Here is a 17,200-nt window from a genome sequence, read left to right on the forward strand (position 1 = left end):
AATGTATTTCGACTACATTTAAAGGTTATAGCTTTGATATATTGAAGTGTAAAGGAAATAGGTTACTTTTTTTATTGGAATTTTTAAATGTTATAGCTTTGATATATTGAAGTGTAAAGCTTGTACAGTCAAAATGTATTTCGACTACATTTAAAGGTTATAGCTTTGATATATTGAAGTGTAAAGGGGTTAGCTCAAAAGATCAGAATATTGATAGACAAGTTATAGCTTTGATATATTGAAGTGTAAAGTAAAAAAGGGAGGCTAAATTATGGAAACTAAAAAAGGGTTATAGCTTTGATATATTGAAGTGTAAAGTTCATTAACATTAAAATCTATTGTTTCAATGTCCTTCGTTATAGCTTTGATATATTGAAGTGTAAAGCCATCCGAATTAAAGAAATAATACCATCTTTCTTCGTTATAGCTTTGATATATTGAAGTGTAAAGACTTAAAATTGCTCCTTAACCATTCCAATACTCTTGGTTATAGCTTTGATATATTGAAGTGTAAAGTCAGTATGGATTGGTGTAGATTATTTTAGTTTTGAGTTATAGCTTTGATATATTGAAGTGTAAAGATAATTTCAATGGCAAGTTTAAATTCAAATTTAAATGTTATAGCTTTGATATATTGAAGTGTAAAGAAATATGAAGATTATATTGATGTTACTTATGCTGGAGTTATAGCTTTGATATATTGAAGTGTAAATAAATGAAATGGTTAAATTAAGTGGAGTTTGTAAAAGTGTTATAGCTTTGATATATTGAAGTGTAAATTTTTTTATTTAATATTGATTAAAATACACATTATTGGTTATAGCTTTGATATTTGCAACTATTAGTTAGTCATATCTACATAATAACAAAACTTAGATATAAAAAAGAAGTTTCACTTAGGAACTTCTTTTTTATATTAATTTTAAAAGAGTTATTTAATAAGCAAATTTAAATAATACTTTTAATTAAAATACTCGTAAATGATGTATATTTTTTTAAATAAATATATTATTCTAAACAAATTTCAACAAAATATGACAAATAAAATGTGTATAATATTTAAGAATGAATATATTATAAAAACGGGGAACAATAAAATGAATAAGCAAAAGATATTAAGCTTTATAAAAAACAAAATATTTATAGGAGTTGTATGTTTTATAATTGGGGGTGCTGTTATGTCTGATTCAAACGCTATTACTGAATTAAATGCTTCAATAGAAACGTTAAATCAGGAAATAACAGAAAAAGATTCTACAATTAAAGAGTTACAAAATAAGGTAGAGGAGGCAAAGCCTTGGTTTGAGATGAAAGATGAAGAACGTAAGGCTGAAGAAGAAAGAATTGCTAAGGAGAAGGCTGAAAGAGAAGCAGCAGAAGAAATAGCTAAAAGAGAAGCTGAAGCAAAACAGCAAAGCAAGATTGGTGAAAAAATTATATTTACATATGGATCAAAGGGAGAATTTGCATTAACTATAGATAGTGTAAATTTAACTAGTGAGAGAAATAGATTTGCTGATCCAGTAAAAAATGTAGTTGAAATATCATATACAGTAGAAAATATAAGTATGGATGAATTAGATTTCTTTATGGACAATCAAGCCGAATTTTACGATGCTGACGGTTTTAAATGTAATTCTTACCCTAATTCTAGTGGAGCTGGTACATATGATATAGCAAAAGGTAAAAAAGCTAGTGGTAAGGAGTTTGTAGGAATAACAAATAGTAATGAGGCATATTTAGAAATGAATCTAGGTGGCACTGAGTATAAGTGGTTATTGAAATAAATTTTAAAGAATAGATATTATAAAAAAGACACTAAATCTTAATTATTAAGATTTAGTGTCTTTTTTACCTTCTTCTATTTTCATTTCTTTTTCTAATACAAATGTCATAATTATTCTTATAATAAATACAGAAGCTAATATTATAAGTTCATCTATATTTTTTATAATTACAGTTTTTAATATTTCTGCAGCTAGTTTAAAATCTAAGGTTGTAGTCATTACATCAGCAAATTCATATTTAATATTAACATTCCTTTTAAAAAATCTTTTTTGGATATAATGATAAAAAGCTGTAAAAACACCTACAGTTAGTATTAAAATTCCCATTAATTCAAATAAATGAATAAGTATAGGTAAATATTTATTAAATAATTCTTCCAAATTAATCACACCTTAGTCAAATAATATATTTAATTTTCCCTAAAATCTTAGATATTATTATAAATTAATAATAAAAATTAATTGTTTTAAAAATATAGAATATAGGAAAACTAAGCTTGAAATAAAAAAATAAAAAAAAGGAGGAAAAGTGAGTAAAAATATATTAAAAGAAATCCAAGCAAATTTACTTATTTATGATAAGCCATCTATTTATTTAGAAAAAATAAAGCCTTCTTTAAAAAATACTAAATTAGAACCTTTAATATATTTAGAAAGTATAGAACAAAATAAAAAGTATCACCCTGAAGGAAATGTATGGAATCATGTGAAGGAAGTTATAGATATTGCAGCAAAAATAAAAGAATTTGCAAATGATAAAAAAACTTTTATGTTAGGAGCTTTGTTGCATGATTTGGGCAAAGGAACGACCACTAAATTAAATAAGAAAGGAAAATTAACTTCTTATAACCATGATGTGGAAGGAGAAAAAATAGCAAGTAAAATATTAACTTTTTATGATTATAAAAATGATGAAAAAGAAAGAATTTTAAATTTAGTAAAATATCATATGCATCATCTTTATATAATTAAAAATTTGCCTTTTGCTAGGACTTCAGAGTTAATAAAAAATGTAGATTTAAATGATATGATTTTAATATTTGTAAGTGATAGATTAGGCAGGGGACAAAGTAAAAGAGAAGAAAAGTTAGAGGAAATTAAGGATATTTTACAAGTTATAAAGATTTTAGAAGAAAATTATAGCTTAGATTTAAATAAAATAAGAGAAAAAATTGAAAAAATCAAAAAAATTATTTAAAAATTATAATTTACATATATTCAATTATGAATATAATTTAAAATTCCAACATAGTATTAATATATAACAATGTGGGGGTGTTTTAAGTTGGAGATAATAAGTAAATTAAATTTAAATAAAAAGGAAAATAAGTTTCTTTATTTTATGGTTTTTATATTTTTTTGTGTAGGAATAGCATTAGGTACATATATAGTTAAATATATGAATTTAAATGATGCAAATGATCTTACAAGTTATTTTTCTACATTTACAGCAAGTATAGCTAAAGATTCCGTAAATAGTGGAGCTTTATTAATGAGTGTACTTAAGAAAAATTTGATACTTATTGCAATAATAGTGATATTGTCATTTACTGTGTTTGGGAGTCCTGTAATTTTACTTGTAGATCTTATTAAGGGCTTTACATTAGGATATACTTTTAGTTTTTTAATTTCAACTTTTGAAGGAAAGGGTTTATGGCTTGCATTAGCTTCTACAATACCACAAAATATTATTTATATACCTTGTTTTATAGCATTAAGTATAGTTGGAATCGAATTTTCTTCAATAAAACTTAAAGATAGGTTCTTTAATAAAGGTAAAGTAAATACAATAGTAGAGAGGGAACTAATTTTAAAGATAGGGGTATTTGCATGTGTATTTATTATCGGTACTTTTATTGAAGCATATATTTGTCCAAGTATCATTAAATTCATAGTAACAAATGTTTATAAAGTTGTTTAATAAATAGATAATTATTAAAGGAAATTAAAGCTTAGTGTCGAATAATAATAAATAAGGTGGGAATGGGGAGAGTTATGAAAGAGATAGTAAATGAATATAGAGAGTCATTGCTTGAAAGTCATAAAAGTGATAATACTGTTTATGCTTATGTAACTGATGTTAATTTATATATTAAATATTTAAATAGTAAAGATATATATTTAGATGAAACTGACAATGAAACGGTTAAGAATTATATAGATTATCTTTTAGAAGAAGGAAAATCTGAAAGGTCTATAAGTAGAATTGTTATTAGTTTAAGAAGTTTTTATAATTATTTAAAAGATCAAAAAATAATTAGAGATATACCAAAAATATATTATAAAAGTACTGATCAATCTAAAAAGCTTCCAGAGATATTAACTGTAGAAGAAGTAGATAAGATAATTAAGATAGTTGATAAGGATTGTAATAAGGGCATAAGAGACAATGCTTTATTAGAGTTAATGTATGCAACGGGTATGAAGGTTTCAGAAATTATTAATTTATCTGTTGAAGATGTAAATCTTGATTTACTTTATGTTAGATGTCATGATAATAAAAATTATGAAAGACTTATACCAATAGGTAGAAGTGCTGAGTCTGCATTGAAGGATTACTTAGCCATAAGAGACATAATTGCTTCTGCTGGAGTACCAAATTTGTTTGTAAATTTAAATGGTAATCAATTAACTAGACAAGGTGTTTGGAGAATAGTAAAAGAGTATTCTCATAAAGCAGGAATAAATAAGGATGTTAATTTAAATACATTTAGGCATTCTTTTGCTGTGCATTTACTACAAAATGGAGCAAATGTAAGAGCAGTACAAAAACTTTTAGGAAATCAAGTATTAACTTATATGGATACTTACTATGAGATAATAAATAATGATAAAATAAACTTAGTTTATAAAAACTCCCATCCAAGAGCATAAATGCTTTTAAAAGGGATTTGTATACGAAAGGAGAAAACAATATGAAAAGAGCTATATTGGTAGTATTAGATAGTGTTGGAGTTGGAGAATTAAAAGATGCAAAGGTTTATGGTGATGAGGGAAGTCATACTTTAGACAATGTGTATAAATCATGTAAAGGTCTTAAAATAGATGAATTAGAAAAGCTTGGGATAGGTAATATAGAAGGGGTAACTGCTCCTAAAAAATGTGATAATCCAATAGGCGCATTTGGTAGATGTGAAGAAGCATCAAAAGGAAAGGATACAGTTACAGGACATTGGGAAATAAGTGGAGTTATATTAAAAGAACCTTTAAATACTTATCCACAAGGATTTTCAGAGGATATAATAAATGAATTTAAGAAAAGGGCAAATGTTGAAGGTATATTAGGAAATGTAGTAGCTTCAGGAACTCAAATAATTGAAGATTTAGGAGAAGAGCATGTTAAAACTGGATATCCTATAATATATACTTCTGCAGATAGTGTATTTCAAATTGCAGCACATGAAGAGGTTATTTCTGTTGAAAGATTATATGAAATGTGTGAGATAGCAAGAAATATGCTTGTTGATAAATGGGCAGTAGGAAGAGTTATTGCAAGACCTTTTATTGGAGAAGCTCCAAACTTTAAAAGAACTTCTAACAGAAGGGATTATGCCTTAGACCCATTTGATAAAACTATGCTTGAATATTTAAAAGATGCAAATTATGAAGTTGCAGCTGTTGGTAAAATAGAAGATATTTATAATAAAAAGGGTATTACAAAGGCAGTTCATACTAAAAGCAATATGGATGGTGTAGATAAGACTTTAGAATATATGGATAATGTAAAAGAAGGACTTATCTTTACAAATTTAGTTGATTTTGATATGTTGTATGGACATAGAAATGATCCAGCTGGATATGGAAAGGCACTTGAGGATTTTGATAATAGATTAAATGAAATTTATAGTAAAATGAGTGATGATGATATTCTTATAATAACAGCAGATCATGGTTGTGATCCAACTACTAGCAGTACAGATCATTCAAGAGAGCATATACCAGTTCTTGTATATGGTAAAAATGTTAAACCAGGAGTTAATATTGGTACAAGAGAAACCTTTGCAGATATAGGAAAAACTATATTAGATTTCTTTAATGTAGAAAATGAGTTAGTAGGTAAAAGTTTCTTAGATGATATAGCAAAGTAGCTAGTGGAGGATAGACTTATGAGAATGTATGATCTAATTATGAAGAAAAGAAAAGGCGAAGAATTAAATACTGAAGAAATAAATTTTTTTGTTGATGGATTTACTAAAGGGGAAATACCAGATTATCAAGCATCAGCAATGCTTATGGCAATTTTCTTCAATAAGATGAATAAGAGAGAAACAGCAGATTTAACTAATGCTATGGTTGAGTCAGGAGATAAAATAGATTTAAGTAATATAAAAGGTATTAAGGTAGATAAACATTCTACAGGTGGAGTGGGAGATAAAACTTCCATTTGTTTAACTCCTTTAGTAGCATCACTTGGAATCCCAGTAGCTAAGATGTCAGGGAGGGGTCTTGGGCATACAGGAGGAACAATTGATAAGCTAGAAACCTTTAAAGGATTTTCTGTTGAATTAACAGAAAATCAATTTATGGAAAATGTTAATAAAATAAATATTGCTATAATGGGGCAAAGTGGAAACTTAGTTCCAGCAGATAAAAAATTATATGCTTTAAGAGATGTTACAGCAACAGTTGATAATATGTCTTTAATTGCATCTAGTATAATGAGTAAAAAATTAGCTTCAGGTGCAGATGCAATAGTTTTAGATGTTAAAGTTGGTGATGGTGCATTTATGAAAACACCAGAAGCAGCTAAAGAATTAGCACAAGAAATGGTTGATATAGGAAAGCATTTAGGAAGAGAAACTATTGGAGTTATTTCTGATATGGATCAACCATTAGGATATGCTATTGGAAATAGCCTAGAAGTTATAGAGGCTATAGAGCTATTAAAAGGGAATGGGCCTAAGGATCTTTTAGAACTAACACTTACAATTGGTTCAAATATGTTACTTTGTGCTAAAGTTGCACAAAGTGAAGAGGAAGCAAGAAAAATGCTTATTGAAAATATAGAAAATGGAAAAGGATTAGAAAAGCTTAAGGATTTTGTTAAGTCTCAAGGTGGGGATATTAGTCCAATTGATGATTATAGCAAATTCCCTCAAGCTAAATATATAGAAAAGGTTATTTCACCAGTAGATGGATTTATAACAAAAATTCATGCAGAAGCTTTTGGTCTTATAGCAATGGAATTAGGTGCAGGTCGTGCAACTAAAGAAAGTGAGATTGATTTAGCTGTAGGAATTGTTTTAAATAAAAAAAGAGGCGAAAAGGTTAATAAGGGAGATGTTTTAGCATACATACATTCAAATAGTTATGAAAAGATTGAAAAAGCTAAAAAGAGCATCTTAGAAAATATAGTTATTGAAAATAGCTATAATTTAAATATACCATTAATATATGATATAGTAAGATAATTTCAAAAAATATGATAAATAGAATTTAATATTCTATTTATCATATTTTTAATTTTTTTAGGAAATAATAAGCTTAAAAGGAGGAAAACAAATGAAAGAGAAAATATTTAACAAAATTTCTATTATTCTTTTATGTTTATTATGTTTAAATACAATTGTTCCAATTGCTGCAATTAAAGAAGAGGTAGAAGAAAATCCAAGCGAAGTTTATACTTCTTGTTTAGAAGAAGGAATGAGTGTAGATGCAAGATCAGCATTACTTATTGAGCCTATAAGTGGAGCGGTATTATATGAAAAAAATCCTGATGAAAAATTTGCACCAGCATCTGTTACAAAGATAATGACAATGCTTCTTGCAATGGAAGCTGTAGATAGTGGAAAAATAACTTTAAATGATAAAGTTATTTGTAGTGAAAATGCAAAAAAAATGGGTGGAAGCACTATGCTTCTTGATGTTGGAGAAGTAAGAACAGTAGAGGAAATATTAAAGGGCATAGCAATTGCTTCAGGAAATGATGCAGCTGTTGCTATGGCAGAATTTTTAGCAGGTTCTACAGATGAATTTGTAAAGATGATGAATGAACGTGCAAAAGAATTAGGTATGACAAATACAACTTTTAAAAATTGTAATGGATTACCAGAAGAAGGACATGTAACAACTGCTAGAGATATTTCTATAATGTCATTAGAACTATTAAAGCATCCAACAATATTAAAATATAGTGGTACATATATGGAAACTATATCTGAAGGAAGAAAAAGTCCTATAGAATTAGTAAACCATAATAAATTAGTGCGCTTTTTTGATGGATGTGATGGATTAAAAACAGGATTTACACAAGAAGCAAAATATTGTATAAGTGCAACAGCCGTTAGAAATAATGTTAGAATGCTTGCAGTAATAATGGGTGCTCCAACATTTAAAGTTAGAAATCGTGATGCAAGCATGTTAATGAATTACGGATTTACTAAATATGAAGGTAAGAAATTATTTAATAAAGATGATGATGTAGAAACTGTTTATTTAGGAAAGAGTAAAGATAGGTTCTTTGTAGCTAAAGCAAAAGATGATTTAATTATTGTTACTTTAAAAGGTAGTGATGGAGAACCAATAAATAAGATAGTATTAGATGAAATGAAAGATAGTTATACAGCAGGTGAAACTGTAGGAAAATGTGAAGTTTATATTGGAGACCAAAAAGTTGGAGAAGTTGTTTTATATTGTGATAGAGATGTTGAAAAGGGTGGATTCTTAGATAACCTAAAAGACAATATGAAAAATTTATTTAAAAAGGGTGTCTAAATAAATGTAATATGTTAAAGAGATTAAAACATTTATATAATGTATTAATCTCTTTTTTCTTAAAATAATGTAAAAATTCTATAAAACAAAAATAATGGATTTTGTTTTGAAATAAATAATGATAGAATATATTTATATAAATAATGGCAATAAATTTAGGAGGGATATATATGTCAATATTAAAAAGATTTACTGATATAATGTCATCTAACATTAATGCATTATTAGATAAAGCTGAAAATCCGGTTAAAATGATAGATCAATTGATGAGAAATTTAAATGATGATTTAAATAAGGTTAAAGCAGAAACAGCATCAATTATGGCAGAAGAAACTAGAGCTAAAAGAGAGTTAGATGAATGTCAAAGTAATGTAAATAAAATGTTAGATTATGCTAAAAGAGCTGTAGATGCAGGAAATGATAATGATGCAAGACAGTTTTTGGCTAAAAAAGCAACATTAACAGAAAGGTTAACAATACTTAATACTAAGTATGAAGGGGCAAGAGCTAATTCTGAAAAAATGAAGCAAATGTATAATAAATTAAGTTTGCAAATAGAAGAGCTTAATGAAAGAAGAAGTACGATTAAGGCAAAAATGGCAACAGCAAAAATGCAAGAAAGAATTAACAAGATGGGTTCTTCAATTAATAATTCAACATCAAGTATAGATTCTTTTAATAGAATGGAAGAAAAGGCTAATAGAATGTTAGATGAAGCTAATGCAATGGCAGAATTAAATTCAAAGACAAATGATAGTATAGAAGACTTAATGGGCAAATATGATAATAAAAATTCTTCAGTAGAAGATGAATTAGAAGCTTTGAAAAATTCAAGTAATAAGTCAATTGAAGATGAGTTAAATAAATTAAAAGAAAATAAATAATAAAAAGATTCTAATATAAATATTAGGAGGACTTTAAATGGGTTTATTCGGGAGTCAATTTTTAGATGTCATTGAATGGAATGAAACACGAGATGACGTTATTTTTTGGAAGTGGAAAAATAATGAGATTAAAAAAAATAGTAGATTGATTATAAGACCAGGTCAAGATGCTATATTTATGCATAATGGAAGAGTTGAAGGAATATTTACTGAAGAAGGTAATTATGAAATAGAAACAGATATTATTCCTTTTTTATCAACATTAAAGGGATTTAAATTTGGATTTAAAACTGGTCTTAAAGCAGAAGTTTTATTTATAAATACTAAAGAATTTTTAGTTAAATGGGGAACTAAAAATCCAATTAATATTAAAGCACCAGGAATGCCAGGAGGAATGCCAATAAGAGCATTTGGTTCATTTAATGTTAAGATAAATGACTATATGGTTCTAATTGATAAAATTGCAGGAATTAAAAGTCAATTTACTGTAGATGATGTAAAGCAAAGAGCTTTAGCTGTAGTTGATCAGCTTTTAATGAAGTGGATTGTTAGAGAAGGAAAGGATATGTTTAATTTACAAGCAAATTCTTTCGAAATAGCAAATGGAATAAAAGTAGATTTAGACATGGAAATGATAAAAATAGGATTAACTGTAACAACTTTGAATATTGAAAACTTTAGTTACCCTGATTCTGTACAAAATATGATTAATAAAAATGCTGCATATGGAATGGTGGGGAATATTGGTCATTATCAAAATGTTTCTATGACTGAAGCTATGGAGAAAAATTCTAATAGTAGTATGGCAAATATGGCTCAAGCAGGAATGGGTATACAAATGGGAATTCATATGATGAATGAAATCAAGAAAAATATTGAACAAGGACAAGAATTAAATAATAAAAAAAATATTTGCAAAAATTGTGGAGAAATTTTAAGCGAAGGAGCAAAGTTTTGCAGTAGTTGTGGAACAAAGGTTTCTCAAGATGAAAATATGAAAAGTAAAAATAAGTTTTGCAGTGAATGTGGAGCAATAATTAAAAATGATTCGAAGTTTTGTAGTGAATGTGGTTCAAAGGTTAAATAAGGAAGTATTTTAATAACTATTATAAGAAATAATAGTTATTAGAACATATATTTATTTAAGCTTAGGAGATACAAATGATTATTAATAAAGAATTTTATGACAGAGGAGCTTTAGAGATTTCAAAGGATTTACTTGGAAAAGTATTAGTTAGAGAAGTTGATGGAAAAGTTTTAAAAGGAAAAATTGTTGAAACTGAAGCATATGTCGGAGCCATAGATAAAGCTTGTCATGCATATAATGGACGTAGAACTAAACGCACTGAAATATTATATGGGGAGTCAGGAGTTTCATATATTTATTTTATCTATGGATTGTATCATTGTTTTAATGTTGTTACTAATAAAAAAGATATAGCTGAGGCTGTTTTAATTAGAGCTATTGAACCACTTAATGAATTTGATTATATTTCTAAAGTTAGATATAATAAAGGTTTTGATGAACTTACAAAAGTTCAAGTAAAAAATTTAACTAATGGACCTTCAAAGTTATGTTTAGCTTATTTATTAGATAGAACATTAAATGGAGTAAAGCTTTATGAAAAAGGTCAGGTATATATAACTGATGAATATAGTGAAGATTTTGAAGTTGTTGAGACTAAAAGAATAGGAATAGATTATGCTGAAGAGGCAAAAGATTTTTTATGGAGATTTTATATAAAAGATAATGTTTATGTTTCTAAAAAATAATTTTTTAATTTTAATATTATAGGGAGAGAATACGGATGAGAGTAGCATTAATTGCACATGATAAGAAAAAGAATGACATGGTTAATTTTACAAAGCTAAATGAGGAGAGATTATCGAAACTTGAACTTTTTGCAACTGGAACTACTGGACTTAAAATAATGGAAAATACTAATTTGGAAATTCATAGATTAAAAAGTGGTCCCCTTGGTGGAGATCAACAAATAGGTGCATTAGTTTCTGAGCAAAAATTAGATTTAGTTATATTTTTAAGAGATCCACTAACATCACAACCACATGAACCTGATATTAATGCATTATTAAGATTGTGTGATGTATATGCAATACCACTTGCAACAAATGTTTCTACAGCTCAATTAGTTTTAGATTCACTACACAAATAAATATTATTAAAAAGGAGTTGCTTATTTAGCAACTCCTTTTTATTGTATAACGTTCACAATTTAGTGATACATTTACAATATTATTATATGTATAAAATTAAAATAATATTCAAAAATGATTATAAAATAAACTTTGCATAAATATTATTTATAAATCATAGAATTTTTTGAGAACAATAATAAGGGAAAGTAATAAATTATGGTTAAAGTAGATATTTTTTCTGGATTTCTTGGAGCTGGAAAAACACAATTAATTAAAAAACTTATAGAAGAAGATTATTATAAAGAAAAAATTGCTATTATTGAAAATGAATTTGGGGAAGTAAGTATTGATGGTGCAGTTTTGAAAAAAACAAATACTCTAGTTAAGGAAATAAATGCTGGGTGTATTTGCTGTCAAGTTACGGGAGATTTTAAAGATTCAATAATAGATGTAGTAGAAAATTGTAATGTTGATAGACTTTTAGTTGAGCCAACAGGAGTTGCAAAGTTAAGTGATATAAAAAAAGTATTTAATGAAAAGGAATTAAAGGATATAGCAAAAGTTGAAAGGTCCATAACTGTAGTAGATTCAGAAAAGTTTGATTTGTACTTAGCTAATTTTAAGGTTTTTTTTGTTAATCAAATAAAAAATGCAGATATTGTTGTTTTAAGTAGAACCCAAAATATTAAAAATGAGGAATTAAAAAGATTAAATAATGAAATCAGTAAATTAAATTCTAAAGCAATAATAGTTGGAAGAGAGTGGAGTGCTTCAAATCCAAATGAATTAATTCCAAGAGTATTTTTACCTAGAAATATGGAACCTTCAAAAGGAAAAATTAGTTTTAAAAAGGGCAGTTTAAATAATGGAAATATAAAAATGGAAAAGGATGAAGCAAATTTATTTGAAAGCTTTGCTTTGAAAATAGATAGGAATGTATCTAAAGAAGAGCTTTTAAGTAAGTTTAATTTTATAAAAAATAGTTTTGAATTTGGGGAAATAATTAGAGCTAAAGGCATTGTTAATACTAAAAATGGTAAGGAACAATTTGACTATACTTTATCTGAAATAAGTATGCAAAAAATAATATATAAGGGAGATACAATTATTTCTTTTATTGGAACTAACTTAAATAGGGAAAAAATTAAGAAATTTTTTAGTTAAGAAGGTGTATATATGAAGGTTGGCGTTGAAGTAATTACTGGATTTTTAGGGGCTGGTAAGTCAGCCTTTATTAATTCATTAATAAATAAAACTATTGCAATTAAAGAAAGAATAGTTGTTATTACATGTGAAAATGGAAATACTCAAATAAATGAATTTATTGAAAATGGACAAAGTTTAAAACATATTAATTTTATTGGAGAAAGCTTAAAGTTAAATGATTGTATATATAGTGTAGTGAAAAAATATAAACCCCATAGAATAATTATAGAATATAATGGCACAGATACATTAGAACATTTATATAAGTGTGTGTTTGATAATAAAACAGGGAAGTTAATAAAACTTTCTACAATTTATTTTATTTGTGATGGAAGAAATATTGAGTTTTATATTAAAAATATGGGAGAAATATTATTACCTTTTATACAAAATAGTGATGTAATTGTAATTAATAATTTTAATATAGAAAAAAGATTAGAATTAGAAAAGGGTATTAAATTATTAGAAGGTTTAAATCATAAAGCTCAAATATTAATAGCTGAAAATAATGATGGTTTTAATTTAGCATTAGAAAATAGTAACTTATTAGAAGATAAGTTAGTAAGAGATATGAGAGTAAAGTTAATAGATTATATTAGAAAGTAAGATAGCAGGTGAGAAAGTGAGTATAGTTAAATTGGAATCATGGATGTGGAGTTACTTAGGAATTATAGTTGAAGCTTTACCGTTTCTATTAATAGGAGCTGTATTATCAGCATTAATTCAAATTTATGTATCAGACGATTTAATAAAGAGAGTTATTCCTAAAAATAGCATAATAGGATATTTTATAGCTGCTATATCAGGTGTACTTTTTCCAGTATGTGAATGTGCAATAGTTCCAATTACAAGAAGTTTAATAAAAAAGGGGTTACCAGTTGGAGTTGGAATAACTTTTATGCTAGCAGTTCCTATAGTTAATCCAATTGTAATTATGTCTACATATTATGCGTTTCCAAGTGATATAAGTATTGTTATATATAGAACAATAGGTGGGATAATAGGTGCTTTAATGGTTGGTATGATTATTGGTTTTATTTATGACAAAAAGAAAAGTTCAGATATTTTAAAAGAAGAAGCAGCAGCCTTGTATTGTGATTGTTGTACTTTTAGTAATAATTATTATATTTCGTTAAGAGGAAAAATTAAAAATTTAGTATTAAATGCTTCTAATGAATTTTTAAATATTAGTATTTATTTTATTTTTGGAGCATTTCTTTCAAGTATTTTTGTTGTATTCCTTCAAGATACATTGATTAATGATATTACATCAGGAAGAGTACTAGGAATTGCAATAATGATGTTATTGGGGTTTTTATTATCATTATGTTCAGAAGCAGATGCTTTTGTTGCAAAAGGATTTATTGATAATTTTGGATTATCAGGAGTTATAGCATTTTTAATACTAGGACCAATGATGGATTTGAAAAATTTAATATTATCCTTTGGATTTTTTAAAAAGAGCTTTGTATTAAAATTAATTTTAATAATTTGCATAGTTGTATTTGGAATATGTTTAGTAGTGGTTTAAGTAAGAGGTGTATATGAAGAGATTTAATGTTGATGAGTTAATATGGTTTATTATATTAATATTACTAGACTTATCTGTATTTTTATTAATAAAAAATGGAATTATAACTAACTTTGTAAGTAGTAATATGATTATTTATTTTTATTTTAGTATAGTGATATTAAGTATTTTTGTACTTTTTCAATTTAGTAGAATTTTTACAATAAAAAGAAGAATAGAAACTACGAATAAATTTATTCCATTAACATTTACATTATGTATTGGAGTAGTGTTATTGTATGTTTTTCCGTTATTAAAGGGTAGTGAAAATATAGATGATAATTTATTAATTAAAAACCATCCTGACGCAATAGTTATAGATGAAAGTAATTATAATATATTAAGTGAAGTTATGAAATATAAAAATGAATATAATGGACAGAGTATATTGTTTTTAGGATATATTGATAAAAAGAAAGAAAATTCTGATTTTGTAATTATATCTAGAGAAATGGTGAGGTGCTGTCAAGCAGATAAAGAAAAGATACAAATAAAGGCAAAAGGAATAAATGAAGTTTTAGAAGAAGGACAATGGATTAATATTTATGGTAAAATATGTTTTGATAATGGTTTTTATATTTTAGTAGAGGAATATAAATTACAAAATGAACCTAGTGATAGATATTTTCATGAACACCTTTAAGCCTTGTTCTTTTAAAGGAAAGTTGTTATTATATAAGTTATAAAAGAGTTAAAATAAGCATGATAAAAACAAAAAAGGCGGGATGAGTTAATGGAATTGCCAAAGATAAAAGTGGCAGATTTTGAAGGACCTTTTGATTTATTATTGCATCTTATAAAGAAAAATAAGATGGATATATATAATATAGAAATATATAAAGTTACAAATCAATATTTAGAGTATCTTAATACAAGAAAGGTTATGGATCTTGAAATAACATCAGAATTTATAGTTGTTGCAGCTACATTAATAGAAATAAAGTCAAAAAATCTTCTTCCTAAAATAAAGATAGAAGCTGAAGAAAATGAAGAGGATATTGAAAAAAGATTAATGGAAAGATTAATTGAGTATAAAAAGATAAAAGCAGTATCTGAATTTTTTAAAGAGCGATATATAAACCAAGGTGAGGTTTATAGTAAGAAACCAGAAACAATTGAAGAAGTTAAAAGTGAAGTAATTAATAATAGTGACATATTTAAAAATATAACACTATTAGATTTATATAATATTTATAATAAGATATTAGAAAATTTTAGAGAAAAGCAAAATAATTTTAATATTGTACAAAAGAAAATATATGTAGATAAATATAAAGTTGAAGATAAAATGAATGAAATTTTAAATAAAGTCACTTCAAATAATATAATAAAATTTGAGAATTTAATGAAGGAAAGTTCTTGTAAGCTTGAAACTGTAGTTATATTTTTAGCTTTACTTGAACTTATAAAGATTAGAACTATTAATGTTTATCAGGATGAAAGTTTTGGGAATATACTTATTAAGAGGAGGAGAGATAGTGAGTAATATTGATGTTAAACAGTATGAATTTAAAGAGTTATCTAGGAAATCTAATATAAAATCAGTTATAGAATCAATGTTATTTGTAAGCGGTGAACCTTTATCATTAAGGGAACTAAGCAATAATTTAGAAATTAAAGATAAAGTTATTGAAGAAGTAATTAAAGAAATGATGAATGAATATGAAGAAAAAAGTAGAGGTATTAAATTAATAAGTATAGATGGTGCTTATCAATTAGTTACTAAAAGTGAAAATTCAGATTATATTCAAAAGTTGTTAAAGAAAAATAAAAAGCATTCACTTTCTCAGGCATCTATAGAAAGCTTAGCTATAATTGCTTATAAGCAACCAATTACACGTATTGATATAGATGAAATAAGAGGAGTTAAATCAGAATCTGCAATTCAAAAGCTTGTGGAAAGAGGGTTAATAAAAGATATAGGAAGATTAGAAGTTCCAGGAAGACCTATACTTTATGGAACAACTGATGAGTTTTTAAGACAATTTGGACTTAAAACTATAAAAGAGTTGCCATCGCTTGATTTATATAGTGATAAAGAAACTCAAAGTTCTATGAAAGTATTAAATAAGGCTCTTTATGATATTAATTCTGATAGTGTAAGTAATGAAACAAATAAGGATATTTTAGAAGTTGCTTCAGATGAAGAAATTTAAAGTTTTAATAAAAAACATATAGCTACTGAAAAATTCAGTAGCTATATGTTTTTTATTAATCATCGTTAAAGTCAATATTAGTAACTTTTTTATCAGCTTTTTTATCAATAAAAAAATCTTTTACCATTTCAATAACTTGAGGAATAGAGTCAACAACTCTGTCAATAGTATTATCATAATCTACAGGTTGTAATTTTACTATTCCATCTTTTATTATTAAAAATGCTATTGGTTTAACACTAACACCAGCACCAGAGCCTCCACCAAAAGGATACTTTTCTTCATTTTTTCTTAAAGTTGTATGGTTACCAAATTCACTTCCACCAGATGCAAACCCAAAAGATACTTTAGATATTGGAACAATTGAAGTACCATCACTAGTTTCAACAACATCTCCAATTACAGTATTAACATCTATCATATCACGTAAATTTTCCATAGTGCTTCTCATTAAATTTTCTAATTCATGTTTATCAGTCATAATAATCCCTATATTTAGGGAATCACCTCCTACTTCTTATAATAGATTTATAAATAATATGAAATATATAAATAATTTGAGCTAAATTAAAGGTAATTATACTACTTATTGTAAATTCTAATAATAGTTCATCTTTAAATATTGGCTTAAAATTATTTTTAAATATTTTAACTTTAAATAATATAGAAAAAATATAAAATAAAATTGGATTAGTATTATAAAGTAATCCTAAATATATAGCCGTT

At 26.1% G+C, this 17,200-nt stretch carries 19 protein-coding genes and 1 CRISPR repeat array; of the genes, 17 read left to right on the top strand and 2 right to left on the bottom strand.

Annotation, left to right across the window (positions count from 1 at the left end):
• Positions 1–24 precede the first annotated feature (24 nt).
• Positions 25–846: a CRISPR direct-repeat array (repeat unit 30 nt; unit sequence GTTATAGCTTTGATATATTGAAGTGTAAAG).
• Between the two features lie 251 nt (positions 847–1,097).
• A complete protein-coding gene (locus QZ321_RS01095; protein ID WP_291749861.1) occupies positions 1,098–1,787 on the top strand; it encodes a hypothetical protein in 690 nt (229 codons plus the stop codon).
• A 45-nt stretch (positions 1,788–1,832) separates the two neighbouring features.
• Here QZ321_RS01095 and QZ321_RS01100 read toward each other — a convergent pair whose 3' ends face one another.
• Positions 1,833–2,168, bottom strand: a complete 336-nt coding sequence (locus QZ321_RS01100; RefSeq protein WP_291749863.1) for a DUF1622 domain-containing protein — start codon at positions 2,166–2,168, stop codon at positions 1,833–1,835.
• A gap of 148 nt (positions 2,169–2,316) precedes the next feature.
• Between QZ321_RS01100 and QZ321_RS01105 the strand changes: the two genes are divergently transcribed.
• The 16 genes from QZ321_RS01105 (at position 2,317) to scpB (ending at position 16,474) form a co-directional block, all read left to right on the top strand.
• Positions 2,317–2,985: an HD domain-containing protein gene (locus QZ321_RS01105; RefSeq protein WP_291749866.1), complete on the top strand. Its 669-nt coding sequence runs from the start codon at positions 2,317–2,319 to the stop codon at positions 2,983–2,985.
• A gap of 87 nt (positions 2,986–3,072) precedes the next feature.
• Positions 3,073–3,708, top strand: a complete 636-nt coding sequence (gene spoIIM, locus QZ321_RS01110) for a stage II sporulation protein M (RefSeq protein WP_291749868.1) — start codon at positions 3,073–3,075, stop codon at positions 3,706–3,708.
• Between the two features lie 74 nt (positions 3,709–3,782).
• A complete protein-coding gene (locus QZ321_RS01115) occupies positions 3,783–4,661 on the top strand; it encodes a tyrosine-type recombinase/integrase (RefSeq protein ID WP_291741432.1) in 879 nt (292 codons plus the stop codon).
• Between the two features lie 41 nt (positions 4,662–4,702).
• Positions 4,703–5,875, top strand: a complete 1,173-nt coding sequence (locus QZ321_RS01120) for a phosphopentomutase (protein WP_291749871.1) — start codon at positions 4,703–4,705, stop codon at positions 5,873–5,875.
• Between the two features lie 18 nt (positions 5,876–5,893).
• A complete protein-coding gene (locus QZ321_RS01125; RefSeq protein ID WP_291741438.1) occupies positions 5,894–7,198 on the top strand; it encodes a pyrimidine-nucleoside phosphorylase in 1,305 nt (434 codons plus the stop codon).
• Positions 7,199–7,289: 91 nt separating this feature from the next.
• On the top strand, positions 7,290–8,501 hold the full coding sequence (locus QZ321_RS01130; RefSeq protein WP_291741441.1) for a D-alanyl-D-alanine carboxypeptidase family protein: 1,212 nt from the start codon (positions 7,290–7,292) through the stop codon (positions 8,499–8,501).
• 170 nt (positions 8,502–8,671) lie between these two features.
• Positions 8,672–9,385 (top strand): PspA/IM30 family protein, encoded by a 714-nt coding sequence (locus QZ321_RS01135; protein WP_291741444.1) that lies wholly within the window; start codon positions 8,672–8,674, stop codon positions 9,383–9,385.
• A gap of 37 nt (positions 9,386–9,422) precedes the next feature.
• A complete protein-coding gene (locus QZ321_RS01140; protein ID WP_291749874.1) occupies positions 9,423–10,472 on the top strand; it encodes an SPFH domain-containing protein in 1,050 nt (349 codons plus the stop codon).
• A gap of 74 nt (positions 10,473–10,546) precedes the next feature.
• Entirely contained in the window at positions 10,547–11,158 is a 612-nt protein-coding gene (locus QZ321_RS01145; RefSeq protein ID WP_291741449.1) for a DNA-3-methyladenine glycosylase, read from the top strand.
• A gap of 35 nt (positions 11,159–11,193) precedes the next feature.
• Positions 11,194–11,559 (top strand): methylglyoxal synthase, encoded by a 366-nt coding sequence (gene mgsA, locus QZ321_RS01150; RefSeq protein ID WP_291741452.1) that lies wholly within the window; start codon positions 11,194–11,196, stop codon positions 11,557–11,559.
• A gap of 199 nt (positions 11,560–11,758) precedes the next feature.
• A complete protein-coding gene (locus QZ321_RS01155; protein WP_291749877.1) occupies positions 11,759–12,706 on the top strand; it encodes a GTP-binding protein in 948 nt (315 codons plus the stop codon).
• A 12-nt stretch (positions 12,707–12,718) separates the two neighbouring features.
• Entirely contained in the window at positions 12,719–13,354 is a 636-nt protein-coding gene (locus tag QZ321_RS01160; protein WP_291749880.1) for a GTP-binding protein, read from the top strand.
• A gap of 16 nt (positions 13,355–13,370) precedes the next feature.
• Positions 13,371–14,279, top strand: coding sequence for a permease (locus QZ321_RS01165; RefSeq protein WP_291741459.1), 909 nt, complete (start codon positions 13,371–13,373; stop codon positions 14,277–14,279).
• Positions 14,280–14,292: 13 nt separating this feature from the next.
• Positions 14,293–14,961, top strand: coding sequence for a hypothetical protein (locus QZ321_RS01170; protein ID WP_291749884.1), 669 nt, complete (start codon positions 14,293–14,295; stop codon positions 14,959–14,961).
• A gap of 90 nt (positions 14,962–15,051) precedes the next feature.
• Positions 15,052–15,804: a segregation/condensation protein A gene (locus QZ321_RS01175; RefSeq protein WP_291741462.1), complete on the top strand. Its 753-nt coding sequence runs from the start codon at positions 15,052–15,054 to the stop codon at positions 15,802–15,804.
• On the top strand, positions 15,797–16,474 hold the full coding sequence (gene scpB, locus QZ321_RS01180; protein WP_291741463.1) for an SMC-Scp complex subunit ScpB: 678 nt from the start codon (positions 15,797–15,799) through the stop codon (positions 16,472–16,474). Before QZ321_RS01175 ends, scpB begins: the two co-directional genes overlap by 8 nt.
• A gap of 55 nt (positions 16,475–16,529) precedes the next feature.
• On the opposite strand, the gene ytfJ is transcribed toward scpB, so the two are convergent.
• A complete protein-coding gene (gene ytfJ, locus QZ321_RS01185; RefSeq protein ID WP_291749888.1) occupies positions 16,530–16,955 on the bottom strand; it encodes a GerW family sporulation protein in 426 nt (141 codons plus the stop codon).
• Positions 16,956–17,200: the final 245 nt, after the last annotated feature.

It is taken from the genome of uncultured Clostridium sp. (genome assembly GCF_910588715.1).
Lineage (GTDB): Bacteria > Bacillota > Clostridia > Clostridiales > Clostridiaceae > Clostridium.

What these genes read in the sequence shown, in the direction of transcription:
- QZ321_RS01095 (WP_291749861.1), top strand. Translation starts at nt 1,098, where the DNA reads ATGAATAAGCAAAAGATATTAAGCTTTATAAAAAACAAAATATTTATA.
- QZ321_RS01115 (WP_291741432.1), top strand. Translation starts at nt 3,783, where the DNA reads ATGAAAGAGATAGTAAATGAATATAGAGAGTCATTGCTTGAAAGTCAT.
- QZ321_RS01120 (WP_291749871.1), top strand. Translation starts at nt 4,703, where the DNA reads ATGAAAAGAGCTATATTGGTAGTATTAGATAGTGTTGGAGTTGGAGAA.
- QZ321_RS01125 (WP_291741438.1), top strand. Translation starts at nt 5,894, where the DNA reads ATGAGAATGTATGATCTAATTATGAAGAAAAGAAAAGGCGAAGAATTA.
- QZ321_RS01130 (WP_291741441.1), top strand. Translation starts at nt 7,290, where the DNA reads ATGAAAGAGAAAATATTTAACAAAATTTCTATTATTCTTTTATGTTTA.
- QZ321_RS01135 (WP_291741444.1), top strand. Translation starts at nt 8,672, where the DNA reads ATGTCAATATTAAAAAGATTTACTGATATAATGTCATCTAACATTAAT.
- QZ321_RS01140 (WP_291749874.1), top strand. Translation starts at nt 9,423, where the DNA reads ATGGGTTTATTCGGGAGTCAATTTTTAGATGTCATTGAATGGAATGAA.
- QZ321_RS01145 (WP_291741449.1), top strand. Translation starts at nt 10,547, where the DNA reads ATGATTATTAATAAAGAATTTTATGACAGAGGAGCTTTAGAGATTTCA.
- mgsA (WP_291741452.1), top strand. Translation starts at nt 11,194, where the DNA reads ATGAGAGTAGCATTAATTGCACATGATAAGAAAAAGAATGACATGGTT.
- QZ321_RS01155 (WP_291749877.1), top strand. Translation starts at nt 11,759, where the DNA reads ATGGTTAAAGTAGATATTTTTTCTGGATTTCTTGGAGCTGGAAAAACA.
- QZ321_RS01160 (WP_291749880.1), top strand. Translation starts at nt 12,719, where the DNA reads ATGAAGGTTGGCGTTGAAGTAATTACTGGATTTTTAGGGGCTGGTAAG.
- QZ321_RS01170 (WP_291749884.1), top strand. Translation starts at nt 14,293, where the DNA reads ATGAAGAGATTTAATGTTGATGAGTTAATATGGTTTATTATATTAATA.
- QZ321_RS01175 (WP_291741462.1), top strand. Translation starts at nt 15,052, where the DNA reads ATGGAATTGCCAAAGATAAAAGTGGCAGATTTTGAAGGACCTTTTGAT.
- ytfJ (WP_291749888.1), bottom strand. Translation starts at nt 16,955, where the DNA reads ATGACTGATAAACATGAATTAGAAAATTTAATGAGAAGCACTATGGAA.